14 protein-coding genes and 1 riboswitch are annotated in these 17,259 nt (G+C 70.1%); of the genes, 4 read left to right on the top strand and 10 right to left on the bottom strand.

Features of this window, described 5'->3' with window-relative positions; translation table 11 throughout:
- Nucleotides 1-322 precede the first annotated feature (322 nt).
- Nucleotides 323-439, bottom strand: a riboswitch (SAM riboswitch).
- A gap of 95 nt (nucleotides 440-534) precedes the next feature.
- From trpD to ctaE, 5 genes are all read right to left on the bottom strand, one after another.
- Nucleotides 535-1,599, bottom strand: coding sequence for an anthranilate phosphoribosyltransferase (gene trpD, locus ACFP2V_RS09820; protein ID WP_381208567.1), 1,065 nt, complete (start codon nucleotides 1,597-1,599; stop codon nucleotides 535-537).
- Between the two features lie 172 nt (nucleotides 1,600-1,771).
- Nucleotides 1,772-3,433 (bottom strand): cytochrome bc1 complex cytochrome b subunit, encoded by a 1,662-nt coding sequence (gene qcrB, locus ACFP2V_RS09815; protein ID WP_381208564.1) that lies wholly within the window; start codon nucleotides 3,431-3,433, stop codon nucleotides 1,772-1,774.
- The gene (qcrA, locus tag ACFP2V_RS09810) at nucleotides 3,430-4,488 is read right to left on the bottom strand and encodes a cytochrome bc1 complex Rieske iron-sulfur subunit (protein WP_381208561.1); all 1,059 of its coding nucleotides are present in this window, start codon (nucleotides 4,486-4,488) and stop codon (nucleotides 3,430-3,432) included. The genes qcrB and qcrA overlap by 4 nt, the downstream gene beginning before the upstream one ends.
- Entirely contained in the window at nucleotides 4,485-5,297 is an 813-nt protein-coding gene (qcrC, locus tag ACFP2V_RS09805) for a cytochrome bc1 complex diheme cytochrome c subunit (RefSeq protein ID WP_381208558.1), read from the bottom strand. The genes qcrA and qcrC overlap by 4 nt, the downstream gene beginning before the upstream one ends.
- A gap of 79 nt (nucleotides 5,298-5,376) precedes the next feature.
- Nucleotides 5,377-5,988, bottom strand: a complete 612-nt coding sequence (gene ctaE / locus ACFP2V_RS09800) for an aa3-type cytochrome oxidase subunit III (RefSeq protein ID WP_381208555.1) — start codon at nucleotides 5,986-5,988, stop codon at nucleotides 5,377-5,379.
- A gap of 201 nt (nucleotides 5,989-6,189) precedes the next feature.
- On the opposite strand from ctaE, the gene ACFP2V_RS09795 reads away from it, so the two are divergent.
- Nucleotides 6,190-6,591: a DNA-binding transcriptional response regulator gene (locus ACFP2V_RS09795; RefSeq protein ID WP_381208552.1), complete on the top strand. Its 402-nt coding sequence runs from the start codon at nucleotides 6,190-6,192 to the stop codon at nucleotides 6,589-6,591.
- A gap of 267 nt (nucleotides 6,592-6,858) precedes the next feature.
- Here the strand turns inward: ACFP2V_RS09795 and ACFP2V_RS09790 are convergent, their stop codons facing one another.
- The 4 genes from ACFP2V_RS09790 to ctaC all read right to left on the bottom strand — a co-directional run bounded on the left by ACFP2V_RS09790 (nucleotide 6,859) and on the right by ctaC (nucleotide 11,350).
- A complete protein-coding gene (locus ACFP2V_RS09790; RefSeq protein WP_381208549.1) occupies nucleotides 6,859-8,118 on the bottom strand; it encodes a L,D-transpeptidase in 1,260 nt (419 codons plus the stop codon).
- 147 nt (nucleotides 8,119-8,265) lie between these two features.
- Nucleotides 8,266-8,664, bottom strand: a complete 399-nt coding sequence (locus ACFP2V_RS09785; protein WP_381208546.1) for a cytochrome c oxidase subunit 4 — start codon at nucleotides 8,662-8,664, stop codon at nucleotides 8,266-8,268.
- The gene (gene ctaD / locus ACFP2V_RS09780; protein WP_381208543.1) at nucleotides 8,661-10,397 is read right to left on the bottom strand and encodes an aa3-type cytochrome oxidase subunit I; all 1,737 of its coding nucleotides are present in this window, start codon (nucleotides 10,395-10,397) and stop codon (nucleotides 8,661-8,663) included. Before ctaD ends, ACFP2V_RS09785 begins: the two co-directional genes overlap by 4 nt.
- Nucleotides 10,394-11,350, bottom strand: coding sequence for an aa3-type cytochrome oxidase subunit II (gene ctaC, locus ACFP2V_RS09775; RefSeq protein ID WP_381208540.1), 957 nt, complete (start codon nucleotides 11,348-11,350; stop codon nucleotides 10,394-10,396). The genes ctaD and ctaC overlap by 4 nt, the downstream gene beginning before the upstream one ends.
- A gap of 385 nt (nucleotides 11,351-11,735) precedes the next feature.
- On the opposite strand from ctaC, the gene ACFP2V_RS09770 reads away from it, so the two are divergent.
- Nucleotides 11,736-13,151 (top strand): cysteine desulfurase/sulfurtransferase TusA family protein, encoded by a 1,416-nt coding sequence (locus tag ACFP2V_RS09770; RefSeq protein ID WP_381208537.1) that lies wholly within the window; start codon nucleotides 11,736-11,738, stop codon nucleotides 13,149-13,151.
- A gap of 62 nt (nucleotides 13,152-13,213) precedes the next feature.
- On the opposite strand, the gene ACFP2V_RS09765 is transcribed toward ACFP2V_RS09770, so the two are convergent.
- Nucleotides 13,214-14,188 (bottom strand): carbohydrate kinase family protein, encoded by a 975-nt coding sequence (locus ACFP2V_RS09765; RefSeq protein ID WP_381208534.1) that lies wholly within the window; start codon nucleotides 14,186-14,188, stop codon nucleotides 13,214-13,216.
- Between the two features lie 130 nt (nucleotides 14,189-14,318).
- Between ACFP2V_RS09765 and ACFP2V_RS09760 the strand changes: the two genes are divergently transcribed.
- The gene (locus ACFP2V_RS09760) at nucleotides 14,319-14,528 is read left to right on the top strand and encodes a hypothetical protein (protein WP_381208531.1); all 210 of its coding nucleotides are present in this window, start codon (nucleotides 14,319-14,321) and stop codon (nucleotides 14,526-14,528) included.
- An 897-nt stretch (nucleotides 14,529-15,425) separates the two neighbouring features.
- A complete protein-coding gene (locus ACFP2V_RS09755; protein ID WP_381208917.1) occupies nucleotides 15,426-17,234 on the top strand; it encodes a hypothetical protein in 1,809 nt (602 codons plus the stop codon).
- Nucleotides 17,235-17,259 lie beyond the last annotated feature (25 nt).

The following is a 17,259-nucleotide window of genomic DNA, read 5'->3' as shown; positions in this document are numbered from 1 at the left end:
CGAGCGTGGGAGAAAGGGAAGGAGAATCTGCGAAGGCGGGGTTCCACGGCCTCGGGCGGCCGGCGGAAACGCCTTGGGGCCTGTCCGACACATACCCGTCGTCCGCCCGGAGGGCGGGCTCCGCGGCGTCCGGTGCGTGCGATCGCAAGGCGCCGGAGCGTCCTCGACGGAGGTCCCCCTGCTCGAAGGGTTCGGGGGAGTGCGTGCCGGGCTCGCGGGGCAGGCGGGGATCGGTCAGGCAGGCCCTAACGCATTCGCTTGCTCACGGAAGGCTCCCTCGAACGACCAGGACCCCTGGCGTGTCACTCGATCGAGTGCGAGGGGTCCGCGCTTGCCGCGAGCCCTGCTGCTCACGGCCTGGTCCTCACCCGGGGCACCCCGCCACGGACGGAGGGTTGCCGGACAGCCGGCCGGGGCCTGATGGCTGTCGCTCATGACCTGGTCCCAGATCTTGCCAACACAGCCCCGTACGCGCAAGGCGCGGTCCGGATCCTGGACGGATCCGGACCGCGCCGGTGCCTCGGAACGTACGGCTCACGCGTTGCTGACCAGCACCCAGCGCTCCAGAACCCGCCGGGCGGCGCCCGAGTCGATCGATTCGGCGGCCCTGGCCATCCCTGCCCGGATCTGCTCCGCCAGCGTCCCGGTGCCCGGTTCGAGCGCCACCAGCGCCGCCGCCGAGTTCAGCAGCACCGCGTCCCGCACCGGGCCGTGCTCGCCGTCCAGCACCCGCCGGGCGACCTCCGCGTTGTACGACGCGTCGGCGCCGCGCAGGGCCTCCAGCGGCACGGGCTCGATGCCGACGTCGCGCGGGTCGAAGCGCTCCTCGGTCACCTTCCCGTCCCGGACCACCCACACCGTCGAGGGGCCGGTGGTGGTCAGCTCGTCGAGGCCGTCGTCGCCGCGGAACACCAGCGAGGAGTGGCCGCGTTGGGCGAACACGCCGGCCATGATCGGAGCCATCCTCGGGTCGGCGACCCCGACGGCCTGGGCCCTGACCCGGGCCGGGTTGGCCAGCGGGCCGAGGAAGTTGAACACCGTCCGGATGCCCAGCTGTCCTCGCGCGGCCGCCACATGGCGCAGCGCCGGGTGGAACTTCACCGCGAAGCAGAAGGTGATCCCGGCCTCCTCGGCGACCTCGGCGACCCGCCGCGGAGTCAGCTCCAGGTTGACGCCGAGCTTCTCCAGGACATCGGAGGCGCCGGACGCGGAGGAGGCGGCCCGGTTGCCGTGCTTGACGACCTTCGCCCCGGTGCCGGCGATGACGATGGAGGACATCGTGGAGATGTTCACCGTCTTGGCGCCGTCGCCGCCGGTGCCGACGATGTCGACGGTCTCCCCGGGCACCTCGATGCCGAGGGCGTGGTCGTACATCGCCCGGACGCAGCCGGTGATCTCCTCGACGGTCTCGCCCTTGGCCCGCAGGGACACGGCGAACCCGGCGATCTGCGCGTCGGTGGCCTCACCGCGCATGATCAGGTCCATCGCCCAGGCGGTGTCGTCGGCGGACAGGTCGTGGCCGTCGAGCAGGCCGTTCAACAGGGCGGGCCAGGAGCGGCCCGCCGCGGTGTTGCCTCCTGCGGGGGTCACAGCGCTCATCAGCCGCTCCTGGGTCCTCGACGTCTTCGACAGACGGATGGGTAGGGGTTTCGTCCCCACCCTATCGATCCCGGGGCACGACGAAGGGCCCCCGTCCGGTCCTCGGACGGGGGCCCTTCGCAGTCGTGTGGCGACTCGGTTGCCCGGTAAGGCGGTTGAGGCGGTGCGGGGATCAGTGGTGGCCGTGGCCGCTCGTGATCTCCTGGTACTCCTCGACGGTCGGCTTCGGAATCTGGGACTCCTCGCCGTAGTAGCCCTTGCTGAGCTTGGCGCGCAGCTTCTCGAGCGGCTTCACCTTGCGCTCGACACCGTTCTCGTCGACGAGCGGGCCGATCTCGGCCGGCTGGTACTGCTCGTGCGCCGTGAGGGTGTACAGCTGCTCCTGGCTGAGCGGCTCGTGGACCTCGATGAACTCACCGTGCGGCAGGCGCTTGATGATGCCCGACTCGCGGCCGTGCAGCACCTTGTCCTTGTCCCGGCGCTGGAGGCCGAGACAGATCCGCTTGGTGATGATGAACGTGACCACCGGTACGACGAAGAAGCCGACGCGCACGAACCAGGTGATCGCGTTGATCGACAGGTTGAAGTGCGTCGCCCACAGGTCGTTGCCGCCGCCGACGAGGAGCACGAAGTACCAGGCCATCCACGCGACGCCGAAGGCGGTGCGGGTCGGCGCGTTGCGCGGGCGGTCCAGGATGTGGTGCTCGCGCCTGTCGCCGGTGATCCAGGACTCGATGAACGGGTAGACCGCGATGGACACCAGGACCAACGGGAAGATCATCAGCGGGACGAACACGCCCAGGGCGAGCGTGTGGCCCCAGAAGTTGATCTCCCAGCCCGGCATCACACGGACCAGGCCCTCGGAGAAGCCCATGTACCAGTCGGGCTGGGCTCCCGTGGAGACCATGTCCGGCCGGTAGGGGCCGATGTTCCAGATCGGGTTGATCGTCGCGACCGCCGAGACGACGCACAGCACACCGAAGACCAGGAAGAAGAAGCCTCCGGCCTTCGCCATGTACACCGGCAGCAGCGGCATGCCCACGACGTTCTTGTTGGTCTTGCCGCCGCCCGCGAACTGCGTGTGCTTGTGGTAGAAGACCAGGATCAGGTGGGCCACCACGAGGCCGAGCATGATGCCCGGCAGCAGCAGGATGTGGACCGAGTAGAACCGGGCGATGAAGTCGTCCCCCGGGAACTCCCCGCCGAAGATGAAGAACGCGAGGTACGTGCCGACGATCGGCACGGACAGGACCGCGCCCTCCATGAAGCGGATACCGGTGCCGGAGAGCAGGTCGTCCGGGAGCGAGTAGCCGGTGAAACCGGTGAACATGCCGAGGACGAACAGCAGGAAGCCGAACAGCCAGTTGATCTCACGCGGCTTGCGGAACGCGCCGGTGAAGAACACGCGCATCATGTGCACGAACATGCCGGCCAGGAAGATCAGCGCGGCCCAGTGGTGGAGCTGCCGGATCAGCAGACCGCCACGGACGTCGAAGCTGATGTCCAGCGTCGACTTGTAGGCCTCACTCATCAGCTGTCCCTGCATGGGGACGTAGCTGCCGTGGTACACCACCTCGTTCATCGACGGGTGGAAGAACAGCGTCAGGTACACACCCGTGAGGATGATGATGATGAAGCTGTAGAGGCAGACCTCACCCAGCATGAACGACCAGTGGTCGGGGAAGATCTTGCGCATGTTGGCCTTGGCCAGGGAGTAGATCCCCAGCCGGCCGTCGGCCCAGTCTGCGACCCGTTCACCGGCCGGGGCCTTCCCGCGGGAGCGGCCCGGCCCTTCGGCGCCGGACGGATTCGTGGTGCTGGTCGTGGTACTCATCCGCGCTCCCAGAAGGACGGACCGACGGGTTCTTCGAAGTCGCCGAGCGCTTCGAGATAGCCCTCGTCGTTCACACCGATACGCAGCTGCGGCAGGGCGTGACCGGCGGGACCGAAGATGACCCGGGCCCCGTCGGAGAGGTCGAAGGTGGACTGGTGGCAGGGGCACAGCGCGTGGTGCGTCTGCTGCTCGTACAGGGAGATCGGGCAGCCGACGTGGGTGCAGATCTTCGAGTACGCGACGATGCCCTCGTGCGACCACGCGAGCTCGCGCTTGTCCTTGATGTCCTCCGGCTTGATACGGACGATCATCAGGGCGGCCTTGGCGATCTCGTCCATGAACCCGTGCTTGTGCGGGTCCAGGCCCTCGGGCTGGGCGAAGGTCAGCGAGCCCACGACGAGGTCGGACGGCCGCAGGGGCTCGTTCGTGTTCATGTTGATGAGCAGCTTGCCCTTTTTCCACGCGGTGTGGCGGAGCTTGGTCTCGGGCAGCGGACCGAGGTCGCGCAGCAGGACCACTCCGGAGAGCGGGAACAGGGCCAGCGCGCCGAACATCGTGTTGCGGATCAGCTTGCGCCGTCCGAGCGCGGACTCCTTCGCGCCCTGGCGGAAGTCGTCCATGACCTTCTCGCGGACCTCCGGCGGCGCGGAGATCGGGTGCCGCTCGTCGGCGATCTCGTGGTCCGACATCAGCGTGCGGGCCCAGTGGACCGCGCCGGCGCCGATGGCGAACAGAGCGATGCCGAGGGTCATACCGAGCGCGAAGTTCAGCGCGCCGATGTGACCGAGCGGGAAGATGTAGACGGACTTGTCGACCGGGATCGTCACGAACGACGCGATGAAGCCGACGGTGGCCAGCATCGACAGCGTGAACAGCAGGGCGACCGTACGCTCGGACCGCTTGGCGGCCCGCTCGTCGATGTCCTGGACCCGCGGCTCGTGGGGCGGCAGCCCCGGGTCGGCGAACGGGTTCTCCTCGTCCGCGACGCGCACCGCGCCGTGCGCGGTGTCCTGCCCTGCGGGCAGCTTCTCTTCGGGAGTCTCTTGGGTACTCATGACTTCCTGACCTTTGCGGTCCGAGCGGCGACCCAGACGGTGACCGCGATCAGCCCGCCGAGTCCGAAGATCCAGGCGAACAGACCCTCGGAGACCGGGCCGAGCCCGCCCAGCGACAGGCCGCCGGGGCTCACGGCCTCATCGCCGTTCACCGTCGTCACGTAGGCGATGATGTCCTTCTTGTTCTGCTCCGACAGCGAACCGTCGGGGAAGGAAGGCATGTTCTGCGGGCCGGTCAGCATGGCCTCGTAGATGTGCTTGGGGTTCACGTCCTTCAGAGCCGGGGCGTACTTGCCGTGCGTGAGCGCACCGCCCTGGCCGGTGAAGTTGTGGCACTGCGCGCAGTTGTTGCGGAACAGCTCACCGCCCTTGGCGATGTCGGCGCCCTCGGGGCCGTACTGCTCCGCGGTGGGAACGGCCGGGCCGGCGCCCAGGGAGGCGATGTACGCCGCCAGCTGGTCGATCTCGGCCTGGGTGTAGATGGCCTTCTTCTTCGGAAGCTGCGCGGCCTGCGAGGTGGCGGCCGGCATACGGCCGGTGGCCACCTGGAAGTCGACGGCCGCTGCGCCCACGCCCACCAGGCTCGGACCGTCGGTGGAGCCCTGCCCACCGGTGCCGTGGCAGCTGGCACAGCCGACCGCGTAGAGCTTCTTGCCCTCCTCGATGGTGAGGGATTGGGCGGTTTCGTCGGCCTGCGCCTTGCTCGCGGGTGCGAACACGGCGTACAGCCCCCCGGTGCATGCCAGCGCGAGGAGCAGAACGACGAGCGCCGCCAACGGGTGGCGTCGTCGTGCGGAGAGCTTTTTCACGGATTACCCCGGTGTCAGGATTTTCTGCGTCGATGCTTCTGGTAAGTGCGCTTCTTCGAGCGCGCGGATTCGGGTCCGCCTACTTGATCATGTAGATCGTGGCGAAGAGGCCGATCCAGACGACATCGACGAAATGCCAGTAGTAGGACACGACGATGGCCGCCGTCGCCTGGTCATGGGTGAACCTCCGAGCCGCGTAGGTCCGGCCCAGGACGAACAGGAAGGCGAAGAGACCCCCCAGCACGTGCAGGCCGTGGAAGCCGGTGGTCAGGTAGAAGACCGAGCCGTAGGGGTCGGAGGAGAGGGACAGGCCCTCGTGCTTGACCAGCTCGGTGTATTCGAGGACCTGACCGCCGATGAAGACCGCGCCCATGATGAACGTGACGATGAACCACGCCCGGAGCTTCTTCACATCACCGCGCTCGGCGGCGAAAACGCCGAGCTGACAGGCAAGGGAGGAGAGCACCAGGATCGTGGTGTTCGTCAACGAGAACGGGAAGTTCAGCGTGCCGGCTCTCTCCGACCAGAAGTCGGGTCCAGTCACCGATCGCAGGGTGAAGTACATCGCGAAGAGGGCCGCGAAGAACATCAGCTCGGAACTCAACCAGATGATGGTTCCGACGCTGGTGAGGTTCGGTCGATTGACCGACGGGTGCGCGTGCCCGGTATCTACTGTCGTTGCTGTCGCCACGCCGACATTATGTCGGTCGCTTATCCCGCCCTCACCCCGGGGGGTGCCGTTCGGTGTGTTCGCCCGTCGTGTACTGCCCGGACAGCCCATCGAAGCGGTGTCCGAACCAGTGTTGACAAGCTGCCGGAAGGGGTAGCATCCGCGCCATCGGCACCACGGGTGCCGGACGATGCCGTGCCCCCTCGGAAGCGTGGAGGAACAATGCAGGCGACCGCCACGGTGCTGGTCTACAGCGACAACGCAGGCACCCGGGAGCAGGTGCGGCTCGCCACCGGCCGGCGGCCGGCCCCGGACGTACCCCTCGTGGAGTTCGTGGAGTGCGCGACCCTCCCGGCCGTCCTCAAGGAGTTGGAGCGGGGAGGGATCGACGTCTGCGTCCTGGACGGCGAGTCGTCGCCGGTGGGCGGCATGGGCGTGTGCCGGCAGATCAAGGACGAGATCTTCCAGTGCCCGCCGGTACTGCTGCTCATCGGCCGGCCCCAGGATGCCTGGCTGGCCACCTGGAGCCGTGCGGAGGCCGCTGTGACGCTGCCGGTGGACCCGGCGGAGTTCGCCTCGGCCCTGGCCTCCCTGCTGCGCCAGAAGCACGCTCTGAACGCTTAGGGGCTGTCCGGCGGACCAAGTCGGAGGTGACCGGCGGCATCTGTCCGGCTGGGTCGAACGAGGGCTGGTGCGTTCGGCCGCACGGCGGAGGAGGGGGTCGACGCGGATCGATGGGACCCCTCCCGCTCATGGGCCCCCGCTCATGGGGTCCCCCGCTCGAGCGAAGCCGGGAGTGGGGGAGCCGGCGAGTGACGACAGCGCCGCTGGGGGCGCCCCCTGCTCGAAGAGCCGGGGGGAGGGCGTGCCGGCCCCCGTGTCTCCGGCGGATCACGCCGGCTGGGGGCGCAGGCGTGCCTTCTCCTCGGGTGCGGGACCGGCCCCGGTGTCGCCCACCAGGGCGCTGCCCTTGCGCCATTGGGCCCAGCTCAGGTTCCAGTCGCCGAAGCCGTTGCTGAACGGCTCCATGGTGCTGCCGCCCGAGTTGACGACCTCGACGAGGTCGCCCTGCCGGAACGTGTCGAAGAACCACTTGGCGTCGTCGGTGCTCATGCCGACGCAGCCGTGGCTGACGTTGTCGTAGCCCTGGGAGCCGACGGACCAGGGGGCGGCGTGCACGTACTCGCCGCTCCAGGTCACCCGGGTGGCGAAGTGGACGTCCATGTCGTACGAGTCGGCGGAGCCCTCGGCGATGCCGACGGTGCTGCTGCGCATACGTACGAAGCGTTCCTTGGCGAGGACGACCTTGACGCCGTTGCGGGTCTCGAAACCGGCCTTGCCGGCGGTGATGGGAATCGTCCTGATCTCCTCACCGCTCTTGTGGACGGTCAACCGGTGCGCGGCGACATCGGTGATGGCTATGACCCGGTCTCCGGTCCTGAGGGTCAGTGGTGCGGTCTTGCCGCCCCTCAGCCGGTCGCCGATCCCGATGCCCTCCAGGTTGCTGCGCATCCTGACGGTGGCGTTCTCGGGCCAGTAGTTCTTCGGGCGGAAGTGGAGCACCTTGTCGTCCACCCAGTGCCAGGCCCCCTCCACCGCGGGTGTGGAGGACACCTTCAGGCCGCGCTCCACGACGGCACGCTGGGCGGGGGCCCGGACCGGCGCGGTCAGCGTGGCGGTGAGCGGCTGACCGACGCCGTAGGTGCCTGTTCCGGGCCCGAAGGTGACGCCGAGGCTCTTGGTGGCGGGGGGTTTGCCCGTGGTGAAGGCGAGGACCTTGCGGCCCCGCGCCCCGCCCTCGTCCTCGGTGCTGACCCGGACCGTGTAGTCGGCGTCGGCGGCCAGCGGGAAGATGCTGTGCCAGCGGCTGCCGTCGGCGGCGAGTTCGCCCGCCACATGGCGGCCTGCGGCGTCCACTGCCGTCACGTCGGTGATGCGCCCGTCGGAGTCCTCGGCGACGATCTCCAGAGGCTTGTCCGGGTCGGCCTTCTTCCCTTCGGAGGGACCGCTGAAGCTGATCCGGTCCGCGGCGTCGTAGGGCTCGGCGGACAGGGGGTCACCGCCGGAGGAGCAGCCGGTGACGCCCGCACCGAGGGCGATCACCAGCAGCGTGCAGCCGACGACAGTGCGGTTTCGGGGGTCACATCTCATGACCTCACGCTAGGTAACCTCGTCAACCGTGGCGCGCTGGATAACTCGAACGAGTGATGTTCTTTACGGCAGGACGCGACGCAGGGCCCGGACCATCCTGGCGGAGTGTCCGGGCCCTGCGCGGGTCGCCCGTATTACTGGCGCGTACTACTGGGTGCGGTTCTCACCGCGGTAGTACTCGAAGACCCAGCCCCAGAGGCTGAGCAGGATCAGCGGTGCCGCGAAGTACATCAGCCACCAGCCGACGGCGACGGCCAGGAAGGCGACCGCGCCACCGAGGCCGAGACCGAGCGGCTGCCAGCTGTGCGGGCTGAAGAACCCGACCTCGCCGGCGTCGTCGGCGACGTCCGCCTCCTTGTTGTCCTGAGGACCCACGTCGACCCGCCGGGCGGTGAAGCCCAGGTAGAAGCCGACCATGATGCTCAGGCCGAAGGCCAGGAAGAGGGCCGTGGTGCCGGCCGGCTCCTTCGACCACACGCCGTAGACGATCGCCACGGTGAGCAGGAAGGCGCTCAGCCAGATGAACATCTTGCCCTGGATCTTCACTTGCCGGCCTCCTTGCCGCCGGAGAGGACCTTCTCACCGTGACCGGCGTTCTCCAGCTGGTCGAGCGCGGCGATCTCCGGGTGGTGCAGGTCGAACGCCGGGGACTCGCTGCGGATCCGCGGCAGGGTGAGGAAGTTGTGCCGCGGCGGCGGGCAGGAGGTGGCCCACTCCAGCGAACGGCCGTAGCCCCACGGGTCGTCGACCTCGACCTTCTCGCCGTACTTGGCCGTCTTCCAGACGTTGTAGAAGAACGGCAGCATCGACAGGCCGAGCAGGAACGACGCGATGGTGGAGACCGTGTTCAGCGCGGTGAAGCCGTCGGCCGCCAGGTAGTCGGAGTAACGGCGCGGCATGCCCTCGGCACCCAGCCAGTGCTGGACCAGGAACGTGCCGTGGAATCCGGCGAACAGCGTCCAGAAGGTGATCTTCCCGAGCCGCTCGTCGAGCATCTTGCCGGTGAACTTCGGCCACCAGAAGTGGAAGCCGGCGAACATCGCGAAGACGACGGTGCCGAACACCACGTAGTGGAAGTGCGCCACCACGAAGTACGAGTCCGAGACGTGGAAGTCCAGCGGCGGCGAGGCCAGGATGACGCCCGTGAGACCACCGAAGAGGAAGGTCACCAGGAAGCCCGCCGACCAGAGCATCGGTGTCTCGAAACTCAGCGACCCCTTCCACATGGTCCCGACCCAGTTGAAGAACTTCACCCCGGTCGGGATCGCGATCAGGAAGGTCATGAACGAGAAGAACGGCAGCAGCACACCGCCCGTGACGTACATGTGGTGCGCCCACACCGTCACCGACAGACCCGCGATCGCGATCGTCGCGCCGATCAGACCCATGTAGCCGAAGATCGGCTTGCGGGAGAAGACCGGGATGATCTCCGAGACGATGCCGAAGAACGGCAGCGCGATGATGTACACCTCGGGGTGGCCGAAGAACCAGAACAGGTGCTGCCAGAGCAGCGACCCGCCGTTGGCCGCGTCGAAGATGTGGGCCCCGAACTTCCGGTCCACCTCCAGCGCGAACAGCGCCGCCGCGAGCACCGGGAAGGCGAGCAGGACCAGTACACCGGTCAGCAGCACGTTCCAGGTGAAGATCGGCATGCGGAACATCGTCATGCCGGGAGCGCGCATGCAGATGATCGTGGTGATGAAGTTGACCGCACCGAGGATCGTTCCGAAGCCGGAGAGGGCCAGACCCATGATCCACATGTCGGAGCCGAGACCCGGCGAGCGAATGGCGTCCGACAGCGGGGAGTAGGCGAACCAGCCGAAGCTGGCGGCCCCGTCCGGGGTGAGGAAACCGCCGACCGCGATCAGCGAGCCGAACGTGTACAGCCAGTAGGCGAACATGTTCAGCCGCGGGAAGGCGACGTCGGGCGCGCCGATCTGGAGCGGCATGATCCAGTTCGCGAAACCGGAGAACAGCGGCGTCGCGAACATCAGCAGCATGATCGTGCCGTGCATCGTGAACGCCTGGTTGAACTGCTCGTTCGACATGATCTGCAGGCCCGGCCGGGCCAGCTCGGCGCGCATGACGAGCGCCATCACGCCACCGATGCAGAAGAACACGAACGACGACACCAGATACAGCGTGCCGATCGTCTTGTGGTCAGTGGTCGTCAGCCACTTGACGACCACGCTGCCGGGCTGCTTGCGCCGGGCCGGCTGCTCACTCTCGTAGGAGTCCACAGCAGCCGCGGCACCCTGGGGTTCGTTGAGGATGCTCACAGCTTGTTCGTCTCCCGGTTCTTCTCGTGGCTCGTCTGCGCGATGCCGGCGGGAACGTAACCGGTCTGCCCCTTCTCGGCGAGTTCCTTGAGGTGCTGCTCGTAGCGCTCGGGGGAAACGACCTTCACGTTGAACAGCATCCGGGCGTGGTCCACGCCGCAGAGCTCGGCGCACTTGCCGAGGAAGGTGCCCTCACGGTTGGGGACCACCTCGAAGGCGTTGGTGTGACCCGGGATGACGTCCTGCTTCATCAGGAACGGCACCACCCAGAAGGAGTGGATGACGTCGCGCGAGGTCAGGACGAACCGGACCCGCTTGCCCTCGGGCAGCCACAGGGTGGGGCCCGGGTTGTTCGTCTGCGGGTTCCGCGTGGAGGGGGTACCGCAGTCGTTGACACCGCCGGCGTTGGCCGGGAAGTCATCCTTGTAGCGGTCCGGGATCCCGTCGAGTTCCTTGGAGGTCTTCGCGTTGCCGGAGGAACCGGGGACGTTCTCGATGTAGTTGAAGCACCAGCTCCACTGGAAGCCGACGACGTTGACGGTCACGTCGGGCTTCTCGAGCTTCATCAGCTCGGACTCGTCCCGGGCCGTGAAGTAGAAGAAGACTGACACGATGATGAGCGGAACCACGGTGTACAGCGCCTCGATGGGCATGTTGTACCGGGTCTGCGGAGGTACCTCGACCTTGGTGCGGCTGCGCCGGTGGAAGAAAGCACTCCACAGGATCAGGCCCCACACCAGCGCGCCGATGGCGAGCGCGGCGGCCCAGGATCCCTGCCACAGGGAGAGGATTCGCTCGGCCCCCTCTGACGTGGGGGTGGGCATACCAAGGCGGGGGAAGTCCTCCCATGTGCAACCGGTGGCGGTTGCCAGGACCAGGCCCGCGGTCAGTGCCTGCAGCAGCTTCCGCCGCGTCGGGCGCCGCGGCGAGCGGTCGGAGCCGTTGGGACTCACGTAGCGCCTTCCCGAGAGTCTCGCCCGCGCTGTACGGCTGCGGCCTGGCCTTCTCGCTGGTCGGTCGCCGCCCTGCGTCGGGCAGGGGTTTGGATGTTTATGCGGACCAAACCCTAGCCGACGCCTTTCGGGGGCTCGCGGGGAGGGGGGCATACGCGCCGCCCGTCACCCCGAAGGGGTGGGAAGGGCGTACCCAATGGCCAGAGGTGCGGCTTGTGCGGTGGCAACGGCCCGGCACGGCAGGCGTAAAGGGCTCCGGGGTGTTCGTGCGCCGGCCTCCCACTGTCCGAAGGGCGTGGGAGGCACCCCCGGTCGTGGCCGGGCACCCGCACCCTCACCCCTCCCCGTCCCCTCGTCCTCCCCGCCCGCGGCTTACCGTTGCCGTATGGCCTACTTCGACGCCGCGTCCGCCGCTCCGCTCCATCCCGTCGGCCGTCAGGCCCTGTTGGCCGCGCTGGACGAGGGGTGGGCCGATCCGGCGCGACTGTACCGGGAGGGCAGGAGGGCCCGGCTGCTGCTGGACGCGGCGCGCGAGGCTGCGGCGGAGGCGGTGGAATGCCGCCCGGACGAGCTGGTGTTCACCCCGTCCGGCACCCGGGCGGTGCACGCCGGGATCGAGGGTGCGCTGGCCGGGCGGCGGCGCGTCGGACGCCACCTGATCGTGTCAGCGGTCGAACATTCTTCTGTACTCCATACGGCTGAAGTCCACGAAGCGCAGGGCGGTTCGGTCACCGTGGTCGGGGTGGACCGCACGGGGGCCGTGGCTCCGGACGCCTTCGCCGGGGTGCTGCGGCCGGACACCGCGCTGGCCTGTCTCCAGTCGGCCAACCACGAGGTGGGAACGGTGCAGCCGGTGGCCGAGGTCGCCGAGGCGTGCCGGGCGGTGGGTGTGCCGCTGCTGGTGGACGCGGCCCAGTCGCTGGGCTGGGGGCCGGTGGCGGGCGACTGGTCGCTGCTCACGGCGAGCGCCCACAAGTGGGGCGGCCCGTCGGGTGTCGGGCTGCTCGTGGTGCGCAAGGGGGTGCGGTTCGCTCCCCGGGGGCCGCTGGACGAACGGGAGTCGGGGCGGGCGGCCGGGTTCGAGGACATCCCGGCGGTGGTGGCCGCGGCGGCCTCGCTGCGGGCGGTGCGTGCCGAGGCAGCCGGGGAGGCGGCCCGGCTGCGGGAACTGACGGAGCGGATCCGCACCCGGGTGCCGGAGCTGGTGCCGGACGTGGAGGTGACCGGCGATCCGGAGCGGCGGCTGCCGGGGATCGTCACCTTCTCCTGTCTCTATGTCGACGGGGAGACGGTGCTGCACGAGCTGGACGGCGCCGGCTTCTCCGTGTCGTCCGGTTCGTCGTGCACGAGCAGCACGCTCACCCCGAGCCATGTGCTGAGGGCGATGGGGGTGCTGAGCGAGGGCAACGTCCGCGTCTCGCTGCCGCCGGGGACACCGGCCGAGGACGTCGAGCGGTTCCTGAAGGTCCTGCCGGGGGTGGTGGCGGGGGTACGGGAGAAGCTGGGGGCGCCGGTGCCGGCCGGGGGTGTACGGGGCGCGGAACGGGGCGCCGAGGAGAGCGGCGCCCCGGCCGTGGACGCGCTGGTCGTGGACGCGCTGGGCCGGCGGTGCCCGGTCCCGGTGATCGAGCTGGCCCGGGTGATCGGCGACGTGCCCGTGGGCGGCACGGTACGGGTCCTCGCGGACGACGAGGCGGCTCGGCTGGACATCCCGGCGTGGTGCGAGATGCGCGAGCAGGAGTACGTGGGTGAGGAGCCGGCGGACCGGGGCTCGGCCTATGTGGTCCGCCGGATCTCATGAACGGCGGGGGTCCGGGACCGCGGGGGTCCGGTGGCCCCCGCGGTTCGTGAACCGCCGGTGTGTCAGGCCAGGTGCTTCTTCACCTCGGCCGCGGGCTCGTCGCCGTAGGCCCGGGCGAAGCGCTCCATGAAGTGGGCGCGGCGCAGCCGGTACTCCTGGGTGCCGACGGTCTCGATGACCAGGGTGGCGAGCATGCAGCCCACCTGCGCGGCACGCTCCAGCGAGACGCCCCAGGCCAGTCCGGACAGGAAGCCGGCGCGGAAGGCGTCGCCCACTCCGGTTGGGTCCGCCTTGCGCTCCTCCTGGGCGCAGCCGACCTCGATGGGGTCCTCGCCGGCGCGCTCGATGCGCACGCCGCGGGAGCCGAGGGTGGTGACGCGGTGGCCGACCTTGGCGAGGATCTCGGCGTCGGTCCAGCCGGTCTTGCTCTCGATGAGCCCCTTCTCGTACTCGTTGGAGAAGAGGTAGGTCGCCCCGTCCAGCAGTATCCGGATCTCCTCCCCGTTCATCCGGGCGATCTGCTGGGAGAAGTCGGCGGCGAACGGAATGTTCCGGGAGCGGCACTCCTCGGTGTGCCGGAGCATGCCCTCCGGGTCGTCGGCGCCGATGAGGACCAGGTCGAGACCGCCCACGCGGTCGGCGACGGTCTTCAGCTCGATCAGCCGGGCCTCGCTCATCGCCCCCGTGTAGAAGGAGCCGATCTGGTTGTGGTCTGCGTCCGTGGTGACCACGAAGCGGGCGGTGTGCAGCGTCTCGGAGATGCGGACGGACCCGGTGTCGACGCCGTGCCGCTCCAGCCAGGCGCGGTACTCGTCGAAGTCGAAGCCCGCGGCGCCGGCCAGGATCGGCCGGGTGCCGAGCTGGCCCATGCCGAAGGCGATGTTCGCGGCCACGCCGCCCCGGCGTACATCGAGGGTGTCGACCAGGAAGGACAGCGAGACCGTGTGCAGCTGGTCCGCGACGAGCTGGTCGGCGAAGCGGCCGGGGAAGGTCATGAGGTGGTCGGTGGCGATGGAGCCGGTGACTGCGATGCGCACGGCGTGGACTCTCCTGAGGGAGGGGGATTGACAGTCCACGCTATCTGGTGGGAGCCACCCGATGAAGCCCGGCAAAACTACCCGATAGTAGATCTTTCTTCGTGACCCGCTGCATGCATACGGTGCCGATATGACGAACCTCAAGGTCCACGCCCCCACTCAGGCCGACCTCGACGGCGACCTCGCGTCGCTGCGCGGCGACTGCGCCCGGATGGCTCGCCGCTGGACGGCACCGGACCGGGGCTCCGCACGCCCGGTCTCCCCGTCCCTGATCCACGGCGTGTCCGTCCCCTCGTCCTCGGCCCGTCTGCTGGACGAGATGTCGGAGTACGGCGACTGAGCCGAGTTCTCCTGCGGCCGGATCGGCGTCCGGGGAACCGTGCGCTCCTCCGTTGCGTCCCATCGCTGTCCCCCGTAAAGGGGATGCGGGATACGACCCGTCAGCAGTCCCGGTGCGACCGGGCAGGGTCTTCAGGGACAGCTGTGCAGCCGAAGGAGCGATGCGGTGAACACCGAGCGACCCGACAACGACGACGCCGAGGCACAGGCCTCCGGTAGCGCGCGCGACACCGGGGGCGCTTCGGCCGACGGCGCGGAGAACAGCCCCCCGCAGGGCGGACGGCCCCGGGACGACGCCGCCACGCCCGGCTCCTCCCCCGAAGCGCCCGCTTCCGGGACGGACGGGGCCGGGGGACCGGAAGGGGACACCGGGGGCGCCGAGGCCGACGGCGACCGGGCGCTGAAGAGCGAGCCTTCCCGGGGCGATCTCCCGGCAGGCGGGCCGTCGAAGGCCCTCCGGGCCGGGACCGAGGCCCCGGAGGCGGACGACGCCCCCACCGGCCCCGCACGGGCCGACGACGCAGCGACCGGCACCGCGGCGGCGGGCGGCGGTCAGGAGCGGGACGCGGAGGGCGGGCCCGGAGAGGCCGTGCCGGCCGGGGCCCGGCGGCCCGAGGGCGAAGCCCTCGGGAGGAAAGCTCCAGGCACCGAGGACGCGCAGGCCGATTCCGTACCGGCCGACGTCACCGGACTGTCGGCGCCGAAGACCTCGGACACGAGCACAGCACCCGGAGCGGAGCCCGAGGCTCCACGGCCTGACGCCAGCGAGACTTCGGCACGGGACGCCGCAGCCGGCGGGGGTGAGGTCTCGGAGGCGGACAGGGGTAAGACCCGGGCGCCGGGGAGCGGGCCCGAGAAGGCGCACGGGGACGAGTCCGGAGGCGCGGCACCCGGAGCCCTGTCGGCCGGGAGCGCAGGGGCCGAGGCCGCGAAGCCGGACGGTACCGAGGACCGGGCCGCCGGACTCGAGCAGGCGCGCACTCTCCCGGCCCAGGGCGGGGAAGTGGCGGCCGAAGGCCCGGAGGCCGGGTCTCCGGCCGCCGGTGCTCCGGGGGCCGATGCCCCGGGGGCCGGTGCGTCGTCTGCCCCGGCCGCGGGGCCGAGGCCGGGGGCGGCCGAGGCCGAGACCGAGGCCGAGGCCGAGCCCTCCGCCGTACGGGCCGCCGCCCCGGTGTCCGGGGCGGGTGAGGGGCGTACCGGTGGGGGTCATGGTGCGGGCGGGGGTCCCGGCGACGCGCACGGCGGCGGTGACGGTCACGGCGTCGGGCGGTGGCGGTCGCCAGGGCTGGTCGCGGCGGTGGCCGCGGCGGTGCTGCTGGTCGGGGGCGGCGGGGCGTATCTCGCGGCCAGTGCCTCCGACGGGTCGGGCGGCGGTACGACTCCGGGAGCGAACGGGGACGGCACTCCCCCGCCGCTCACCCTCGACGCCTACGCCGAGGGCGGGACGCACGGCATCGCGCCGGGTGAGCCCAACCCGTACGGCGCCGCCTACCGCGCCGACGGCCCGCTCCCCGAGGGTCCCGGCTCGGCGCCGGTGTACCGCGCCCGGGGGCAGATCACCGAGGCGCAGGTGACCGTTCTCGCGAAGGCGCTCGGGGTCGACGGGAAGCCGGTGGCGGAGGGCGAGGCCTGGCGGATCGGCGGCAAGGACGGCAGCGGGCCCACGCTGCGGGTGGACCGCAGCGCCCCCGGCACGTGGACGTTCAGCCGGTACACGCCCGGCCCCGACGCCTGTGACAGCAAGGGCGAGACGTGCAAGATCCCGCCGGTCGGCGGTCCGGCGGTGAGCGAGGAGGCCGCGAAGAAGGCCGCCGCACCCGTGCTGAAGGCGCTGGGCCAGGACGACGCGAAGCTCGACGCCGGCCAGATGACGGGCGTCAAGCGGGTGGTGAACGCGGAACCCGTGGTCGGCGGGCTACCGACGTACGGCTGGACGACCGGGGTGGTCGTCGGTGCCGACGGTGAGGTGGTCGGCGGCAGCGGCCGGCTGTCGACGCCGGTGAAGGCGGACACGTACCCCGTCGTGAGCGCCGAGGAGGCGCTGGAGTTGATGAACACGGCGCCGGGCGCCGATGACCGCGCGGAGATCGGCGGCTGCGCCACTCCCGTACCGCTGGAGGGCGATGGCCGGCAGGCGCGGCAGGAGCCGTGTGCCACGGCGACGACCCTGCCCGCCAAGGACACGGTCACCGTCGAGAAGGCGGTGTTCGGGCTGGCCGCGCACTCGGTGGACGGGCAGCAGGCGCTCGTACCGTCCTGGCTGTTCGAGGTGCGGCCGACGAAGGCGCAGGACGGCGGCACGGTCACGTACCCGGCGGTCGAACCGGAATACCTCGCACCGCGGGCGCGGTCCGGGGAAACCGGCACGCAGCCGGCGAAGCCGGGGGACGGTGACCGGCCGACCTCGGCGCCGGCCGCACGCGAGGTCGCCGTCGAGGGCTACACCGCCGAGGGCAGCGAGCTGACGGTGACCTTCACCGGCGGGGTGTGCGCCGCCTACGAGGCCACGGCGAGCGAGAGCGGCGACCGGGTCACGGTCACCGTGACCGAGACGCCCTGGCCGGACAAGGTCTGCATCCTGATCGCCAAGCAGTACCAGCAGACGGTGCGGCTGGACGCGCCGCTGGGAGCCCGCGAGGTGGTGGACGCCGGCGGTGAGCCGGTGCCGCTGCGCAAGGACGGCGCGCGGCTGCCCGCGGCGCCCTAGGGAGAGCGGGAGCCCGGAAGGCTCC

Source organism: Streptomyces incanus, from assembly GCF_042656345.1.
GTDB lineage: Bacteria > Actinomycetota > Actinomycetes > Streptomycetales > Streptomycetaceae > Streptomyces > Streptomyces incanus.
This window is presented reverse-complemented; position numbering and strand designations above follow the sequence as displayed.

Excerpts from the sequence above, each read along its gene's own strand:
- trpD (WP_381208567.1), bottom strand. The coding sequence starts at position 1,599 with ATGAGCGCTGTGACCCCCGCAGGAGGCAACACCGCGGCGGGCCGCTCC.
- qcrB (WP_381208564.1), bottom strand. The coding sequence starts at position 3,433 with ATGAGTACCACGACCAGCACCACGAATCCGTCCGGCGCCGAAGGGCCG.
- qcrA (WP_381208561.1), bottom strand. The coding sequence starts at position 4,488 with ATGAGTACCCAAGAGACTCCCGAAGAGAAGCTGCCCGCAGGGCAGGAC.
- ACFP2V_RS09795 (WP_381208552.1), top strand. The coding sequence starts at position 6,190 with ATGCAGGCGACCGCCACGGTGCTGGTCTACAGCGACAACGCAGGCACC.
- ACFP2V_RS09790 (WP_381208549.1), bottom strand. The coding sequence starts at position 8,118 with ATGAGATGTGACCCCCGAAACCGCACTGTCGTCGGCTGCACGCTGCTG.
- ACFP2V_RS09770 (WP_381208537.1), top strand. The coding sequence starts at position 11,736 with ATGGCCTACTTCGACGCCGCGTCCGCCGCTCCGCTCCATCCCGTCGGC.
- ACFP2V_RS09760 (WP_381208531.1), top strand. The coding sequence starts at position 14,319 with ATGACGAACCTCAAGGTCCACGCCCCCACTCAGGCCGACCTCGACGGC.